The organism is Bacillus sp. DX3.1, from assembly GCF_030292155.1.
Taxonomy (GTDB): domain Bacteria; phylum Bacillota; class Bacilli; order Bacillales; family Bacillaceae_G; genus Bacillus_A.
This window is the reverse complement of sequence record NZ_CP128153.1, coordinates 223,635-239,548: the sequence shown is the minus strand read 5'-3', so window position 1 is coordinate 239,548 and position 15,914 is coordinate 223,635. Positions and strand designations below refer to the sequence as shown.

General features: G+C 35.8%; 19 protein-coding genes. 3 read left to right on the top strand and 16 right to left on the bottom strand.

Features of this window, described 5'->3' with window-relative positions:
- Positions 1 to 14: 14 nt before the first annotated feature.
- From QRE67_RS01340 to QRE67_RS28800, 9 genes are all read right to left on the bottom strand, one after another.
- Positions 15 to 911, bottom strand: a complete 897-nt coding sequence (locus QRE67_RS01340) for a BadF/BadG/BcrA/BcrD ATPase family protein (RefSeq protein WP_286123209.1) — start codon at positions 909 to 911, stop codon at positions 15 to 17.
- A gap of 209 nt (positions 912 to 1,120) precedes the next feature.
- Entirely contained in the window at positions 1,121 to 2,206 is a 1,086-nt protein-coding gene (locus QRE67_RS01335) for a DUF871 domain-containing protein (RefSeq protein WP_286123208.1), read from the bottom strand.
- 33 nt (positions 2,207 to 2,239) lie between these two features.
- A complete protein-coding gene (locus QRE67_RS01330; RefSeq protein WP_286123207.1) occupies positions 2,240 to 2,569 on the bottom strand; it encodes a PTS lactose/cellobiose transporter subunit IIA in 330 nt (109 codons plus the stop codon).
- A 306-nt stretch (positions 2,570 to 2,875) separates the two neighbouring features.
- Positions 2,876 to 4,201, bottom strand: a complete 1,326-nt coding sequence (locus tag QRE67_RS01325) for a 6-phospho-beta-glucosidase (RefSeq protein WP_286123206.1) — start codon at positions 4,199 to 4,201, stop codon at positions 2,876 to 2,878.
- Between the two features lie 43 nt (positions 4,202 to 4,244).
- A complete protein-coding gene (locus QRE67_RS01320) occupies positions 4,245 to 4,529 on the bottom strand; it encodes a hypothetical protein (protein WP_286123205.1) in 285 nt (94 codons plus the stop codon).
- A gap of 73 nt (positions 4,530 to 4,602) precedes the next feature.
- The gene (locus QRE67_RS01315) at positions 4,603 to 5,892 is read right to left on the bottom strand and encodes a PTS sugar transporter subunit IIC (protein WP_286123204.1); all 1,290 of its coding nucleotides are present in this window, start codon (positions 5,890 to 5,892) and stop codon (positions 4,603 to 4,605) included.
- A gap of 230 nt (positions 5,893 to 6,122) precedes the next feature.
- Positions 6,123 to 6,431 (bottom strand): PTS sugar transporter subunit IIB, encoded by a 309-nt coding sequence (locus QRE67_RS01310; RefSeq protein WP_286123203.1) that lies wholly within the window; start codon positions 6,429 to 6,431, stop codon positions 6,123 to 6,125.
- A 40-nt stretch (positions 6,432 to 6,471) separates the two neighbouring features.
- Positions 6,472 to 6,669 carry a hypothetical protein gene (locus QRE67_RS28805; protein WP_483298658.1) on the bottom strand — a complete coding sequence of 66 codons (198 nt, stop codon included), beginning with the start codon at positions 6,667 to 6,669 and terminating at the stop codon, positions 6,472 to 6,474.
- A gap of 25 nt (positions 6,670 to 6,694) precedes the next feature.
- Entirely contained in the window at positions 6,695 to 6,832 is a 138-nt protein-coding gene (locus QRE67_RS28800) for a hypothetical protein (protein ID WP_483298657.1), read from the bottom strand.
- Between the two features lie 458 nt (positions 6,833 to 7,290).
- Here QRE67_RS28800 and QRE67_RS01300 point away from each other — a divergent pair, with 458 nt between their 5' ends.
- Both QRE67_RS01300 and anmK read left to right on the top strand, forming a co-directional pair.
- On the top strand, positions 7,291 to 8,865 hold the full coding sequence (locus QRE67_RS01300) for a glycoside hydrolase family 10-like protein (RefSeq protein WP_286125166.1): 1,575 nt from the start codon (positions 7,291 to 7,293) through the stop codon (positions 8,863 to 8,865).
- A 246-nt stretch (positions 8,866 to 9,111) separates the two neighbouring features.
- Positions 9,112 to 10,290, top strand: coding sequence for an anhydro-N-acetylmuramic acid kinase AnmK (gene anmK, locus QRE67_RS01295; RefSeq protein WP_286123202.1), 1,179 nt, complete (start codon positions 9,112 to 9,114; stop codon positions 10,288 to 10,290).
- Between the two features lie 203 nt (positions 10,291 to 10,493).
- Here the strand turns inward: anmK and QRE67_RS01290 are convergent, their stop codons facing one another.
- The 4 genes from QRE67_RS01290 to QRE67_RS01275 all read right to left on the bottom strand — a co-directional run bounded on the left by QRE67_RS01290 (position 10,494) and on the right by QRE67_RS01275 (position 11,192).
- Positions 10,494 to 10,604: a DUF3948 family protein gene (locus QRE67_RS01290; RefSeq protein WP_286123201.1), complete on the bottom strand. Its 111-nt coding sequence runs from the start codon at positions 10,602 to 10,604 to the stop codon at positions 10,494 to 10,496.
- Between the two features lie 85 nt (positions 10,605 to 10,689).
- Positions 10,690 to 10,800, bottom strand: coding sequence for a DUF3948 family protein (locus QRE67_RS01285; protein WP_286123200.1), 111 nt, complete (start codon positions 10,798 to 10,800; stop codon positions 10,690 to 10,692).
- Positions 10,801 to 10,885: 85 nt separating this feature from the next.
- Positions 10,886 to 10,996, bottom strand: a complete 111-nt coding sequence (locus tag QRE67_RS01280) for a DUF3948 family protein (protein WP_286123199.1) — start codon at positions 10,994 to 10,996, stop codon at positions 10,886 to 10,888.
- 85 nt (positions 10,997 to 11,081) lie between these two features.
- Entirely contained in the window at positions 11,082 to 11,192 is a 111-nt protein-coding gene (locus QRE67_RS01275) for a DUF3948 family protein (RefSeq protein ID WP_286123198.1), read from the bottom strand.
- 750 nt (positions 11,193 to 11,942) lie between these two features.
- On the opposite strand from QRE67_RS01275, the gene QRE67_RS01270 reads away from it, so the two are divergent.
- Positions 11,943 to 12,815 (top strand): Cof-type HAD-IIB family hydrolase, encoded by an 873-nt coding sequence (locus QRE67_RS01270; RefSeq protein WP_353507052.1) that lies wholly within the window; start codon positions 11,943 to 11,945, stop codon positions 12,813 to 12,815.
- A gap of 212 nt (positions 12,816 to 13,027) precedes the next feature.
- Here QRE67_RS01270 and QRE67_RS01265 read toward each other — a convergent pair whose 3' ends face one another.
- Genes QRE67_RS01265 through opp4C form a run of 3 tightly spaced genes read right to left on the bottom strand, consistent with a single transcriptional unit; the run spans position 13,028 to position 15,904 of the window.
- Positions 13,028 to 13,993, bottom strand: a complete 966-nt coding sequence (locus QRE67_RS01265) for an ABC transporter ATP-binding protein (protein WP_286123196.1) — start codon at positions 13,991 to 13,993, stop codon at positions 13,028 to 13,030.
- Positions 13,990 to 14,970: an ABC transporter ATP-binding protein gene (locus QRE67_RS01260; RefSeq protein ID WP_286123195.1), complete on the bottom strand. Its 981-nt coding sequence runs from the start codon at positions 14,968 to 14,970 to the stop codon at positions 13,990 to 13,992. The genes QRE67_RS01265 and QRE67_RS01260 overlap by 4 nt, the downstream gene beginning before the upstream one ends.
- 10 nt (positions 14,971 to 14,980) lie before the next feature.
- Positions 14,981 to 15,904: an oligopeptide ABC transporter permease gene (opp4C, locus tag QRE67_RS01255; protein ID WP_286123194.1), complete on the bottom strand. Its 924-nt coding sequence runs from the start codon at positions 15,902 to 15,904 to the stop codon at positions 14,981 to 14,983.
- Between the last annotated feature and the right edge of the window lie 10 nt (positions 15,905 to 15,914).

The window sequence follows — 15,914 nt, the reverse complement described above, 5'->3', positions numbered from 1 at the left end:
CCCTTAACTTTTAATTAACCCATATATTTCAGAGCTAAGTAATAACAACCCAATGTGGATGATACATCTTCTAAAACAAGTTGTACTTCCGGTTTTTCTTGTTTAATATTTTCAATAAATGCGGTTTGTACGAATGGTATATTCGTTAATATGCTCCCTTTAATAGCAATTGTAACATTGTTATCAAAATTTAACTTCTTGCAAACAGCAAGCGTAGTCTTGGCAAGGTGATAGCCTGCTTGTCTGAGAATATTCTGCGAAAAACCATCACCTGCTTCTGCTTGTTGGACGATTATTGGAACAAATGAAGCAATCTCTGCTTTAGTTGAGGAATAAATAAATTTTTTTAATTCTAGTACACTGTGATAACCAAGTTTTGTTAGTATTAACTTAGTTAGGTTGCTATAATTTAATCCCTCATCTTCTTCTTGCGTCATTTTAATAAAAATCTGCATAGCAATCCAATAGCCACTTCCTTCATCCCCAAGAATATGTCCCCAGCCACCTGCTAATTTTTCAATCCCATTATGAACTCCAATACTAACAGAACCAGTTCCTGAAATTGTTAAGATGCCATCTTTTCCTTTTAGTAAAGCAGCATGTGCGATAACTCCATCATTTACAATCGTAAACGGAATATTAAACGTCGCATAAAGAGCATTTTTTATACCTTCTGTATTTTTAACGCCTCCATACCCGGCTAACCCTATGCATATATACTGGCATTCTTCATTTTTTAAAGTAACTAAGCATTGTTCGATCGCATCAATAATGTTAATAATAGCTTGTTTTTCATTTATAAGTAAGTTTCCGTATCCTGCTTTACCTTCACTTATTTTTTTTCCGTTTAAATCATAAGCCACCGCTTCCGTTTTAGTGCCTCCGCCGTCTACTCCAATAATATAACTCATGTAGATTCCTCCTCGTTCAGAAATAAAAAAAGGAAGGAGTACTGCTATTCCTTCCCTTTTCCTTACTTTGAGATTTTTCTCTATAAAATGAAACTTGGATCAGTGGGGTTTTTCTTCATCCCCCACTGATCATTAGCTCCCACCTAACTTCTTTGCTTTTGGCTGAACTTTGAGGTGGGGTATTACTGCCCGCGAATAGCGGGATGAAATTACTTGATTGAAAATTGGAATTTCTCCCAAGGTTCTAGGTAATCAAGGAGAAAACTTTCTTCTTCAACGATCCGGCCAACTACATTCGTTTTCCCTGAGTTTTCCATGTCTTGCAACGCAATCTGTAATTCACCTTTATATTGTCCGTAGAGCTCATTCTCAATTAAAATGTCTCCTCGTCTAATATCAGGAGTATACGTTGGTTTAAATTCTTCTTGTTTATATTTTACACGTGATTGAGTCGAGCGAATAAGATAGTCTGAAACGTCTCCACGATAAAAATGAAATTCTTCTAACACAATCTTTTTCTCTAACTCTGTAATCGTGTCATGTAGTTCTATATTAAACGTAAGCAGCTCACTGTTTAGTGTACTCAGGGCTTCTAGTTCAACATCTGATGCATATGCGTTGGCAATAATCACATCATCAATTACTCCAGTTGCAAATAAGTGTTTTGCTTGCGTTACAATTGGTAATTCACGATGCATTTCTAGTGTACATAATCCCTCAGTTACTGGCCAAGGTCCGTAAGTTGCTGCGTGTGAACTAACGAAAGCTGCCGTACGAATATTATGATGTTTAAATTGCTCACAGCATTTTAGAAAATGAGCATAGCTTAATCCTGCATAACGATGAGGATAGAAGTTATGTGAACCTACTAAATTTTCTTTATTAGGCTTGTAAGCAATGATATTATCTAAATAATTCGTTGCATTGCTCATGTTAATTTCAATTTTTAAATTATAGGAATTATGTGTCATGATGGACTCTTCATTCCCTGTAAACCCCATGTCTAGGCGAATCCCATACGCTCCTAAATCAGCAAAGAATGATAAATCATTATAGGAAATATCCAAAGCCCCAAATACACGAGGAGAGATATCGACCATTACTTCCATGCCTAATTGATTTGCAAATGCAATTGTTTCTTTAAATTCTCTCATAATTTTTTCTTTATCACCTTCTACTGAAAGCAGGCAAGTAAAGATTTTTTTAAACCCATATTTATGTGCAAGTGCAATGTATTCCATGTCTTTTTCTACTGTTGAATGTTCTGGATAAATGGAAATACCCAATTTTCTCATCGTTAAATCACCTTTACCTTTCTACATTTTTGATTATTGTTGTGGTGCTAGCTTTTTTATGATACGAATCATATGTTCAATTAGTTTTTGTTCACTCATCGCTGTCATTAAGTGATCTTGAGCATGGATCATTAGCAATGTTTTTTCACTTGGAACTCCGTTCAGTTCAGCTTGAATTAACTTTGTTTGTGTCTTATGAGCCAAGCTAAGTTCTTCTCCAGCTCGGTTAATAAGATCTGTTGCTCTTTCAAAGTTGAATTCTTCTGCAGCCGTTAATGCTTCATAGGCTAATCCTCTCGCATTTCCACCATGAGAAATAATTTCAAAAATTTCCATTTCGTTATTATTGATTTCCATTGTCATATCGTAACACTCCTAATTGTAGTAAAGTATAGACACAGTATTCTCTGAAAGAATCAATGTTTCAGAGAATATCAAGTCTTAATTGGTCCTTAATATTATATAAATCCATTTTGATTTTTCGACATATAAGCCACGGCTATGGATAACAAAAGGTGACCTGCACTCGTTTTCTCTCTTTGTTTTCACTATGTCTGGGCAGGAAAAGGATCTGACCGCTTCTATGCATGTCTGGATGCTCTCTCCCACCTAAAAAGAAGGGTTCTATGTCGGTCTTTTAATTTGTATTTATATAATTTTTTTATTATCCTAATTATCTAAAAAATGAGGTAAGTACTCTTTATGCGCTTCTAATAGTTTCTGTAATACAGCTTCAGCTAAATCGTCACTTGGAATAAGTGGGTTAATAGTTAAAGCTAATAAGGCCTTGTCATAAGAACCAGTTACAGCTGCCTCAGCACCTACTCTTTCAAATGACTTGATTTGTTGAATTAATCCTTGAACTTGAACGGGCAATTTACCCATTGTCATAGGGACTGGGCCATTTTTTGTCACAATACAACTTACTTCAACTGCTGAATCATAATCAATTTCGGTAATGGAGCCTTTGTTCTGCACATTTAATACTTGAATGTCTTTTTTATCATTATAAATAGAAGAAATAACATTACACGCTGCGTCACTATAGTACGCACCACCCCGTTGTTCTAATTGTGGAGGTTTAATGTCTAGTTTTTCATCTTTGTACAAATCAAACAGGTCTTCCTCTAGTTTTTTGACAATTTCAGCACGAGTTTTCCCTGATTTAAATGCTTCTAATTCTTCATCTAAAATATTTTTTGTTTTGTAATAATAACGATGATATGGGCAAGGTACTACACCTAATGATTTCAAAAATCTTGGATTCCAAGGAAGAGGTGCAATGTTCTTCATTGTCATTTGGATTTCTGGATTTCCTAGCATTTCAAGTACTTTCTCTGTTACTTCTTGATCATCAACGTACACGTGTGTCCCAAATACCATATGGTTTAATCCAGCGAAATCAATGTGTACTCTCTCCATTTCAACACCTAACATTTTTGAAATAGACATGTGCATATTAAATGGCACATTACATACACCAATGACTTTTTTATGCTTGCTGTAACGAAGAAGGGCTTCCGTTACCATTCCAGCCGGGTTTGTAAAATTAATTAACCATGCATTCGGGCAAAGTTCTTGCATTTCTTCTGCGATCTCTAGAATAACAGGGATTGTTCGTAATGCTTTAAATAGCCCACCTGCACCATTTGTTTCTTGGCCAATTAATCCTAGTTGCAAAGGAATACGTTCGTCTTGAACTCGGGCACCTAGTAAACCAACTCTCATTTGCGTTGTCACAAAATCAGCACCTTGTAAAGCTTGACGACGGTCTAGCGTTAAATGGATTTCCATTGGAACTCCTGCTTTTTCAACCATTCTTCGTGCTAAGTTCCCTACAATCTCAAGTTTTTCTCTTCCTGCCTCAATATCCACTAACCAAAGTTCTCTAACTGGTAACTCATCATAACGTTTAATGAAACCTTCAATTAATTCTGGCGTGTAACTAGATCCGCCACCAATTGTAGCAATTTTTATTCCTTTTTGCTTTTCCATTTCATTAACACCCCATTTTAGATAACGAGCTTTTTCTTTTAACTTACGCATAGACAATAAAATAACAAATCAGTGCACTCACTACTAATAAAGACAAGAACAAATTTAACGCTTGTTTCTTGTTTTTAAACTTACCTTCAACCAAAGTAATAACAATAGTTAACCCTGCGCTGATGGCAAAGGTATTACCTAGGTACATTGACAATTGTTTATCTATCCCAACTGCATTCATTAAAGGATTAAAGATAAGATTAAAAGCAAGAATAAAACTAAAAAATAGAAATGCACTTTTGTAACTAAAAAAGTGAATTCTGGATGTTGGATTCATTTTTATCTCCCTTCTCTCTTTTATATGAAAGGAAGTTTGGAGCAATTAGTCCCAAACTCCCTTTCATATATTTTTATAAGGCTACGTTCGTGTTCTCTGTTGTTTCTGTTGTACTTTCTTGTGCTAAAAGCTTTTGATCATACATTTTAAAGAATGGTAGATAAATAAGAATTGAGATCGCAAGATTGACTAATACAAGAATAATTGCTCTCCAATCACCGCCTGTTGAAAGGTAGGCACCTATTGGAGCTGGTAATGTCCATGGAACCATGACATACGTTGGGCTTACTAATCCAATTGACGTTGCGATGTACGCAAGTGTCGCACCAATTAATGGTGTCACGATAAATGGAATGATTAAGATTGGGTTTAGCACAATTGGCATCCCAAAAATAACAGGTTCATTGATGTTAAATATACTTGGAACAATTGTTGCTTTCGCCATCGTCTTACCATAACTAGATTTTGCTGTTAATAACATAGCAATTACTAATCCTAATGTTGCACCAGAACCACCAATCCAAATAAACCATTGGAAGAATGTTTCAGGAGCTACGTGAGGGATTGCCTTTCCAGCTGCGACCGCTGCTGAGTTATTAGCTAAGTAAACTTCCCAAACTGGACGAGCAACGGCACCTACAACTGATACACCATGAATACCGAATGACCAGAAGAATGTTATTAAAAAGACAGGGATTAATACGCCCGGTAATGTATCTCCTGCTTTAATAAGTGGTGCAACAGCTTTATCAACAAGTGAATGTAGATCAATACCCAAGACTACTGTAATTAATGTCATGATAGCCAGTACCATTGTAACCGGTATTAACGCTTCAAATGAACGGGCTACAGAAGTTGGAACGGAATCTGGCATTTTTATTGTAATATTTTTAGTCTTACATAAACGTAAAATTTCAACTGCAAATATGGAAACAATCATCCCTACAAAGAGTCCATGCCCACCAAGATTTGACATCGGTAGCACGAAACCTACACCATCCATCATTTTTACGCCTATTGTGAACAAGAAGGCAGCTACCGATAGTAATCCTCCTGATAGAGGATCCAACTTATAGCTTTGAGACAAACTATAGCCTATTCCAAAAGTAATATATAAGGTCATAATAAACATCGTTAATCGATAAGGTATTAAAATATCTGCGACATGTTTTGCTGACCATTCACCTATTGTGGAATCTGCTGCTACAGGTGGGAACGCAATGATAAGAAATAGACTCCCAAAGATGATAAATGGTAAAGCAGAAACCACACCATCACGTATTGCACGTAAATGTTTTTGCTCAGACAATTTAGCCATGGGTGTTGAAAGATTATTTTCTAAAAAAGCGACAAACTTGTCCATTCGTGTTTTCCCCTTTATTTATTTAATAGTTAAACCTACTTATTATATAAATCCATTTTGATTTTTCGACATATAAGCCGCGGCCATGGATAACAAAAGGTGGCCTGCACTCGTTTTCTCTCTTTGTTTTCACTATGTATGGGGCAGGCCGCTTCTATGCATAAACGGATGCTCTCTCCCACCTAAAAAGGAGGGTTTTATGTCGGGTTTTTAATTTGTATTTATATAGATTATTGCTTTACAAGTTCGCTTACTAGTTTTAATAGAGTAGGTCCACCAAGAGGACTGTATGCTTGGGCTGGGATTACTTGACATGGTACTCCAGCTCCATCTGCAGAATCTTTAAAACTATCAAAACGATGTTTTACTTGTGGAGCTACCATAGCAACATCCCAACCGTTACGAACCTCTGAATCAAATTCTTGAGTACCAACTGCTAATACTTCTAAATCTAACCCTTGTTTTTCTCCCTCTTTTTTTAAAGCGTTTACAACAATTGCACTTGACATTCCACCTGAACATACGAATAATACTTTCATCTTTGTTCCTCCTACTATTTCTTTTTTTATTTAATAAATTTTAAATCGCTTTTCTTATAAATCCTTCTATTGCTTTTAAGCGATGTACTGCTTCTTCATAACTGCATTCAGTAGCATCCATAATAATACGTTTTGTACGTTCAACCGCCTTAATGAATACGCTTTCTCCACCTACGATTAGACCTACTACTTTACTAGGATCAGTGTTAAACGTTGGCGGGCATTCTACAGCATGCAACAATCACCTCTACAGCTTTTGCAATTTATGAAAGTTCTTTTTGAACACAGTAAGCAACTTTTATATCTTCTTCGTTCATCACCCCCAAAAAATTAAGCGGTTTCATTTCATCTAAACGCATAGCCTTTTCATTACGACATTCCTTTTTTAAATGCTCTAGCATACAAATCATCCTTGTATCATTCAGCAATCTAACAGTTTTGAAATCGTTTTCTTAATAAAAACTATAACACCAGTAAAAATAAATTTCAATTATAAAATTATAATTTTAAAAAGAAATTTCAGAATCCGAATTTTAAGAAATAAAAAAGTTATGATTTCCTAAAAATAAAATTAATTAAAGTACTTTTTTCTGCTTAATAAAGCTTAGTAGTGTTGCCCCCTAAAGCTTTCACTCTAAAAATTTGTATATTTGTATGACGATTTTTCATTAAAATCTTTCTCGTTTTTAGCTTTCTAAAGTGATTATTTTAAAAAGATATCTATACAACTAGAACACTAGCGAGTATAATATGCAATTGTCAGCGCTTACAATTATTCTTGTAAACTAAAAAGATAAGAAAGGGATGCATACTATTGAGCAAAGAAAGAGTTTCTAAAAGAAAAATAGGTACATTGGCAATGGCAATTTTTGTAGGGGGGTCACTACTACTTCCAACTAATCTAGTTGCCAGTGCGGAAACTTCGTCTGCGGCTATTCCCAAAGAAACGACCCTTTTAAAACACGAGCTACGCGCAACTTGGATTGCAAGTGTGTTAAACATGGACTGGCCATCAAAACCAGGTTTACCAGTCTCTGAACAAAAAACAGAATTCACAAAATATTTAGATAAACAAAAAACAATGGGTATGAATGCTGTCGTTATGCAAATTAAACCAACTGCCGATGCCTTTTATCCTTCTGAGTATGGTCTTTGGTCACAGTATTTAACTGGAGTTCAAGGAAAAGATCCAGGCTACAATCCACTTGCATTCATGGTTGAAGAAGCACACAAACGCAATATGGAATTTCATGCGTGGTTTAATCCGTATCGTATTACAATGCCTTTAGGAAAACCAGCTGAACTTTCGGATCTTAATGAACTACCAGAGTCTCATCCTGCCAGAAAACATCCAGATTGGGTAATACCTTATGGAGAACAATTGTACTTTAATCCAGGCATTCCAGAAGTACAGCAATTTGTGATTGACGGTATTATGGAAGTTGTTAAGAATTATGATATCGATGCAGTGCATATGGATGATTATTTCTACCCTTACAAGATTGCTGGAGTACCTTTCCCGGATGAAGCTACATATAAAAAATACGGAGAGGGTAAATTTACAAATATAGAAGACTGGCGCCGTGACAATGTAAATAATCTTGTTAAGCATATTAATCAAGCCATTAAAACGGAAAAGTCTTATGTAAAATTCGGTATCAGTCCGTTTGGTGTATGGCGCAATAAAGCAGCAGATCCAACGGGTTCTGATACTGCTGCTGGACAAACGAACTATGATGATTTGTATGCTGATACGAGAACATGGATTAATAATGGATACATTGATTATATAGCACCTCAACTATACTGGAATATTGGTCTCCCTGTAGCAGATTATGCAAAACTTCTCGATTGGTGGACAAAGGAAGTCAAAGGTAAAAATGTTCAGCTTTATATTGGACAAGCAGACTATAAAATTAATACAGCTTCCAATGGTGTACAAAACTGGTTTAATCCAGAAGAAATGCCAAACCAATTAAAGTTAAATCGCACCTATAAAGAATTTGATGGCAGCATACATTTTAGCGCAAAAGATTTAAGGGCAAATCCCCTTGGAATTGCAGATCGTTTAAGCAACGATATTTACAAGCATCCCGCATTGGTTCCACCTATGCCTTGGATTGATAATGATGCTCCAAAGGCACCAAAGCTTAAGAAAACAACACAAACAAAGGAAGGAGTACAATTTGAAATCCAAGATCATAAACACGGAGATGCATCTTATTATGCAATTTATCGTTTTGAAGGAAAGAACAACGGAAATATTGAAGATTCAACTAACTTACTAACTACGGTTCGTAAAGACACTCATAGTCAATTGTATATTGATAGCACTGTACAGAAAGGGAAGACTTACACATATATGGTGACTGCCTTAGACCGTACACATAATGAAAGTAAACAAACAAGTCAGATTAAAGTGCAAGTGAAATAATCTTATACGTTTTACCGTTCATCAATAAAATATATAGTGTAAGTAATTAAAGAAAAGCGTTTATGATAATTTGATTGTGAATCAATGTTTACAAAGAAGTAAACTAATGAAGAGCCGTCACGTTAAAAATTGTAAACCTTTAACATGATGGTTCTTTTCTCGTTCGTGACTTTCTATCTTCAAATTATTTCAAAAAGTTTTATTCTAATCAGCGAGATTAATTTTTGTAAAGTAGGTGTAATGACAATGTACATTGTTGGGTTAATGTCTGGAACATCATTGGATGGTATTGATGCCGCACTTGTTCGTATGAATAATAGTGGCCTACAGACTGAAATAGAAATGATTGAGTTTGTAACATATCCTTTTCCAAAGGATGTTGAAAAAGAAATTATACAGTCTTTGTCTGTAGATACATCAAACGTACAGTTAATTTGTAGTTTAAATTTTAAGCTAGGAAAATTATTTGCAGATGCAACAAAGGAAGTTTGCGAGAAAGCCGGACTTCCTTTAGAACAGTTGGATCTTATAGGATCCCACGGACAAACTATTTACCATCAGCCTTTGCAAGAACAAAACTGGGTACCCTCAACGCTACAGATTGGAGAACCTTCGGTAATTGCTTACGAAACAAACACAACCGTAATATCTAATTTTCGTACTATGGACATGGCGGCAGGTGGACAGGGAGCTCCTCTGGTACCTTATACTGAATATGTTCTTTATCGAAGTGAAACACAGGGAAGATTGCTACAAAACATAGGAGGCATTGGGAATGTAACAGTTTTACCCAAGCAAGCTTCACTAAATGACATGTATGCCTTTGATACAGGACCTGGAAATATGATTATTGATGAGGTATGTCGCCAATTGTTTAACATTGGATACGATGAAGGTGGTAATTTAGCTAAACAAGGAAAAATAAATGAACAGCTCTTATCATACTGTATAAATCATCCTTATATTATGAGCCCTCCCCCAAAGTCAACGGGTAGAGAATTGTTTGGTAAACAATATGTTGAAATACTATTAAAGAAATTTAATTCGATTTCAAGCCATGATATAGTAGCGACTGTAACGATGTTTACAGCAAAATCTATTGTAGAGAACTATCGCAAATTCATCTTCCCACAAGTTAAAATCGATGAAGTAATTATTGGAGGCGGTGGCAGCTACAATAAAACTTTACTAAAAATGATTCAGTCACTACTCGGGGAATCGATTCAAGTTTACACTCAAGAGGAGTTAGGATATTCTTCGGAAGCCAAAGAAGCTGTAGCGTTCGCTCTTCTTGCAAATGAAACCTACCATGGTAATGCAAGTAACGTCCCAAATGCTACAGGTGCTAAAAATGCTGTCGTTCTTGGAAACGTGACCTTTCCTACGTCAGATCATTGGATTAAGAAGAGAAATTCTTTAGAATAAAGCAGATAAAGTGAAACTTTGATTAGTGATGGATATTGAGGTAGCACCCCACATCCATCAACCTAAAGTATATTTTATTTCTATATATTATTGCACAAAAAGACCCTAACATATTAATCCTATATGTTAGGGTCTTTATTCTTTAAGCATTTTTAAAATTTGAGTCTTGATAATATATGAGACACTCTTTTCATCTATCTTCATTAAACTAATACATTTGCAAGAAATACAATTAGTGCTGTTAATACCGCTGCTCCGCTTGCAGATCCCAAAAAATCCATTTTCGTTACTTGTAACACTTGTTCGTTTTCCATATTCCCCATTCTCCTTTCAATTTGTATCTATTTTTTATTTTGTGACATTCGTTCCGTTCTACTTCATGCACAAAATTGTGGTTTATTATACTAAAACGTTTGAAAGAAATACGATTAATGCCGTTAATACTGCTGCTCCGCTTGCAGATCCTAAAAGGTCCATCTTTGTTAGTTGTAACACTTGTTCGTTTTCCATATTCCCCATTCTCCTTTCAATTTGTATCTATTTTTTATTTTGTGACATTCGTTCCGTTCCACTTCATGCACAAAATTGTGGTTTATTATACTAAAACGTTTGAAAGAAATACAATTAGTGCTGTTAATACCGCTGCTCCGCTTGCAGATCCTAAAAGGTCCATCTTTGTTACTTGTAATACTTGTTCGTTTTTCATATTCCCCATTCTCCCTTCAATTTGTATCTATTTTTTATTTTGTAACATTCGTTCCGTTCTACTTCATGCACAAAATCGTGGTTTATTATACTAAAGCGCTTGAAAGAAATACGATTAATGCTGTCACTGCTGTTGCTACTCCTGCTGATCCTAATAAGTCCATTTTTGTTAGTTTTAATACTTGTTCGTTTTTCATATTTGCTCTCTCCTTATTGATAGATATTTATATGTAATTTCAATTTATGTGTAATTTTTAAGAAATGTTTTATTCATAGATTTCATCTCAACGTTACATTTAATTAACTTGTGTAACGTTTGTAACATTAATGTAACATAAGTTTTTTTATCCTGCAATAAAAATAGATAAATTTATTACATTTTTTTTACGATATTATTCTTATAAGTCTAAAAACCCTTATATAATAGCATTTCCAATAAATCTGTCTTTGTAATATTAATGTAACATTAAGGTTACAAAAGGAAATAAAAAGTAGTAGGAAGAGTCATTACAGTCTCTCCTACTACTTTTATTTCAATATAATATATGATTTTATCCCCTCCCTAACAGGTAATAACTCTCTACTATATAAATACAAATTAAAAAACCGACATAAAACCTTTCTTTTTAGGCAGGAGAGAGCATCCGGCTATGCATAGAAGCGGTCAGATCCTTTTCCTGCCCAGACATAGTGAAAACAAAGAGAGAAAACGAGTGCAGGTCACCTTTTGTCATCCATAGCCGCGGCTTATATGTCGAAAAATCAAAATGGATTTATATACAACAGTTTCACTCTATTTAATCCCTGACTGTACAAAACTATTAATAAACTAACTTTGAAATAATAGAAATGCTAGTCGTAATGGAAAAATTATCATCCCCTCCTAAGATAAGTTTGTATGTTTCCTCCAGTTAACTATGTATAATAAAAACAAAGAGGTGATCAGTTTGAAATTAATCGCACTAGATATGGATGGTACACTACTATCATCTAAGCTTGAAATCTCCAAAGAAAATTTACAAGCCATTCGCAATGCCAAAGAAGAAGGTCATATTGTGATGATTTGTTCTGGTCGTGCAAAAGAAGATGCTTTAAAACTATTGGAAGAATATCAATTATCACTTCCAGTCGGAGCAAGCAATGGGGCAATTGTATATGTAGACGGAAACGTAATTAATGCACGTTGTTTACAAAAAGATAAAGTATACGGGCTTGCTAAGTTACTAGAATCTGAAGGATTCCCATATAAGCTTTATACAAACAAAGGTGTATATGCTCCGCACAATTGGAAAGAACAAGTGCTACATGCCTTTGAACTTAATAAGCATTCTCTTGATGTTACAATTGAAGAAATAGAAAGAATTACAGAAAAACAACAAAAATCAAATTTAATTACTTCATTTAAAAATATTGAAGATGTTGTCAATGATCCAACTTTAGAAATCTCGAAATTCTTTATTTTGACATTCGATGCTGAGCATCGCTCACAAGTACTGCAATCTTTACAAAAAGATCAAGCAATTATGGTCACAGCATCTGCCCCAACGAATTTAGAAATTATGGATCAACATGGGCATAAAGGCAATGGATTACAAGAAATGGCTTCTTATTTCGATATTCCAATGCAAGATACAATTGCTATCGGAGACAACTTTAATGATGTACCGATGCTAGAAGTAGCTGGATTATCTGTCGCTATGGGTAATGCTGAGGAAGATGTAAAGAAATTATGTGATGTTGTCACATTAACAAATGATGAACATGGCGTTGCTCATGCCATTAAACAGTATGTGTTAAAACAAACATCATCGAATAAATAAATTATATAAATACAAATTAAAAAACCGACATAAAACCCTTCTTTTTAGGTGGGAGAGAAAACGAGTACACGTCACCTTTTGTTATCCATATATATGTCGAAAAATCAAAATGGATATATATAGTTGAACCAATTGGGCTTTTACGGACAGTTCATGCTTGGTAAAAGAACCATAGAAAAAGGACTCTTTCAAATTTGAAAGAGTCCTTTTCTTTATACATGATGACAAGCAACAAAGTGATCTTCCCCAATATCCCGGAATTCCGGTACGGTTTGCTTACAAATATCCGTTGCAAATGGGCAACGTGTATGAAAACGGCAACCGGACGGAGGATTCGCCGGACTTGGGATATCCCCTTGTAAAATAATTCGTTCACGCTTCACAGTTGGATCTGGAATTGGTACAGCTGATAAAAGTGCCTTCGTATACGGATGAAGTGGATTTGCAAACAATTCATCACGAGAGGCCGTTTCCACAATCATCCCTAAATACATAATCCCGATTTTTGTACATAAATGCTCCACAACACTTAAATCATGTGAAATAAATAAATACGATAATCCCTTTTTCTGCTGCAACTCACTAAACAAGTTAATAATTTGCGCTTGAATCGATACATCTAATGCCGCAACTGGTTCATCCGCGACAACGAATTCTGGATTCAGTACCATCGCTCTTGCAATCACAATACGCTGGCGTTGTCCCCCGGAAAATTCATGCGGGTAGCGATCGATATGATATGACGCTAACCCACACAGCTCCAGTACTTCTAATACTTTTTCACGGACATTTTCTTTTGTCGCTAAGCCATGTGCCAACATTGGTTCTCCGAGTGCTTCCCCAATTCGCATGCGCGGATTCAATGAACTAAATGGATCTTGGAACACAAGCTGCATATTGGGACGATGCTTCCGCAATTCTTCTTTCGATAATGAATGAACATCTCGGCCTTTAAATTTCACTTCACCTTCTGTTTTTTGAACGAGGCGAAGAATTGTTTTACCAATTGTCGTTTTTCCACTCCCAGATTCACCAACAAGACCAAATACTTCACCTTTATCAATCGTAAAGCTTACCCCATCTACCGCTTTCACATGACCAATCGTTCTCCCAAACACACCGCCTTTAATGGGAAAATGAGTTTTTAAATTTTTCACTTCTAATAACGGTTCACTCATTGCCCAGCACGCTCCTCATATAACCAGCAAGCTACTTTATGAGCATCTTCATGCACTTGAAGCTGCGGTGTTTCTTTTCGGCATATATCCATACAATGTTCACAGCGGTCACTAAAGTAGCAAAACTCATCTAAGCCAACTAAGTTTGGAACTTGACCTGGAATGGAATAGAGCCGATCGATTCGCTGTCCCATAACTGGTTTTGATTTTAACAAACCTTTTGTATATGGATGCTTTGGGTTTTTAAATAATTCTAATACAGGTGCTTCTTCAATTACTTTACCGCCGTACATCACAACAACATAATCCGCCATTTCTGCCACGACGCCTAAATTATGCGTAATTAATAGAATAGATGTGTTAAATTCCTCTTTCACCTGTCTTAGTAAATCTAAAATTTGTGCCTGAATCGTAACATCCAGAGCTGTTGTTGGTTCATCAGCAATTAATAGCTTTGGATTACAACTCAGTGCAATGGCAATCATGATCCGTTGTAACATACCACCACTTAACTCATGCGGATACGAATGAACAATTTCATCAGCGCGGGCAATGCCGACTTTACGAATTAATTCGATTGCTTTTTTATACGCTTCATTTTTACTAAGAAGCTCATGCTCCATCAATGTTTCGACAATTTGTTCACCAACAGTAAAAACAGGATTAAGAGATGTCATTGGCTCTTGGAAAATCATCGCAATATCATTCCCTCTTAACTTCCGAATCTCTTTTTCTTTCATTTGCAGGAGACTTTTACCTTCATATAAGATCTCGCCTCCAACAACCTCTCCAGATTCAGCAATGAGCCCCATAATAGACAAAGCTGTTACACTTTTCCCGCAACCTGATTCACCTACTACACAAACCGTTTCACCTTCTCGTACAGAAAAGCTAACATGATTCACCGCTTTTACTGTACCTTCTTCCGTGTGAAAATGGGTCTGTAAATCCTTCAGTTCTACTAATGTTTTACTCATGACTTCTCACCTACCGCTTCAATTTTGGATCCAATGCATCTCGAAGTGCATCCCCAAGTAAATTAATTGATACAACTGTTATAAAAATCGCAAAACCAGGCGGTATCCATAACCATGGACGTTTTTGGAAATCAATCAATGAGTTTGCCGCACTAATCATATTCCCCCATGATGGCGTAGGCGGAACAACTCCGAGGCCTAAATAACTTAATGCAGATTCACTTAAAATGGATCCTGCCACACCTAACGTTGCTACAACTATTAATAGTGGAAATACATTTGGAATTAAATGATGTAATATTTTCCGATAATCTTTTAGCCCCAATACATCAGCTGCTTGCATAAACGCCTGTTCACGAAGCGTCAAAATTTGTCCACGTACAAGACGCGCAAGCCCTGGCCAGCTAACTAAACTTAAAATAATCATAACAACATAAAGACGATATTCAGACGGGAGTTTCCATTCTGATAAAATGGCACCCATAATAATGAGTAACGGTAATCCTGGAATAGACATTAAAACGTCGGCAATACGCATAATAATATGATCAACAACACCACGATAGAAACCAGAAATAGCTCCTAATAGTGCGCCGAGTATAACAGATAACACCATAGAGGCTAGACCAATTGTTAATGAAATCCGTCCCGCTTGCATCAATCGCGTTAAAATATCTCGTCCAAGCTGATCTGTACCAAGCCAGTGAGAAAAATTGGGTGGCTTATTAATTTGTGTGACTTGTACTGTTCCTGAAGCATACGGCGAAAAGAATGGTCCAATAAAACAAAATAAAAACATAAAAATTAAAATATAAAGACCAAACAGTGCCAATTTATTTTTCTTCACTCTGTTATACGCTTGACGCCATGGTGATGCTGCATTTCCCTTTTTCTGCTTTTTCTTTTTTGGAGTTATCGTTGTAACAGTTTCCATCTCGTTCTTC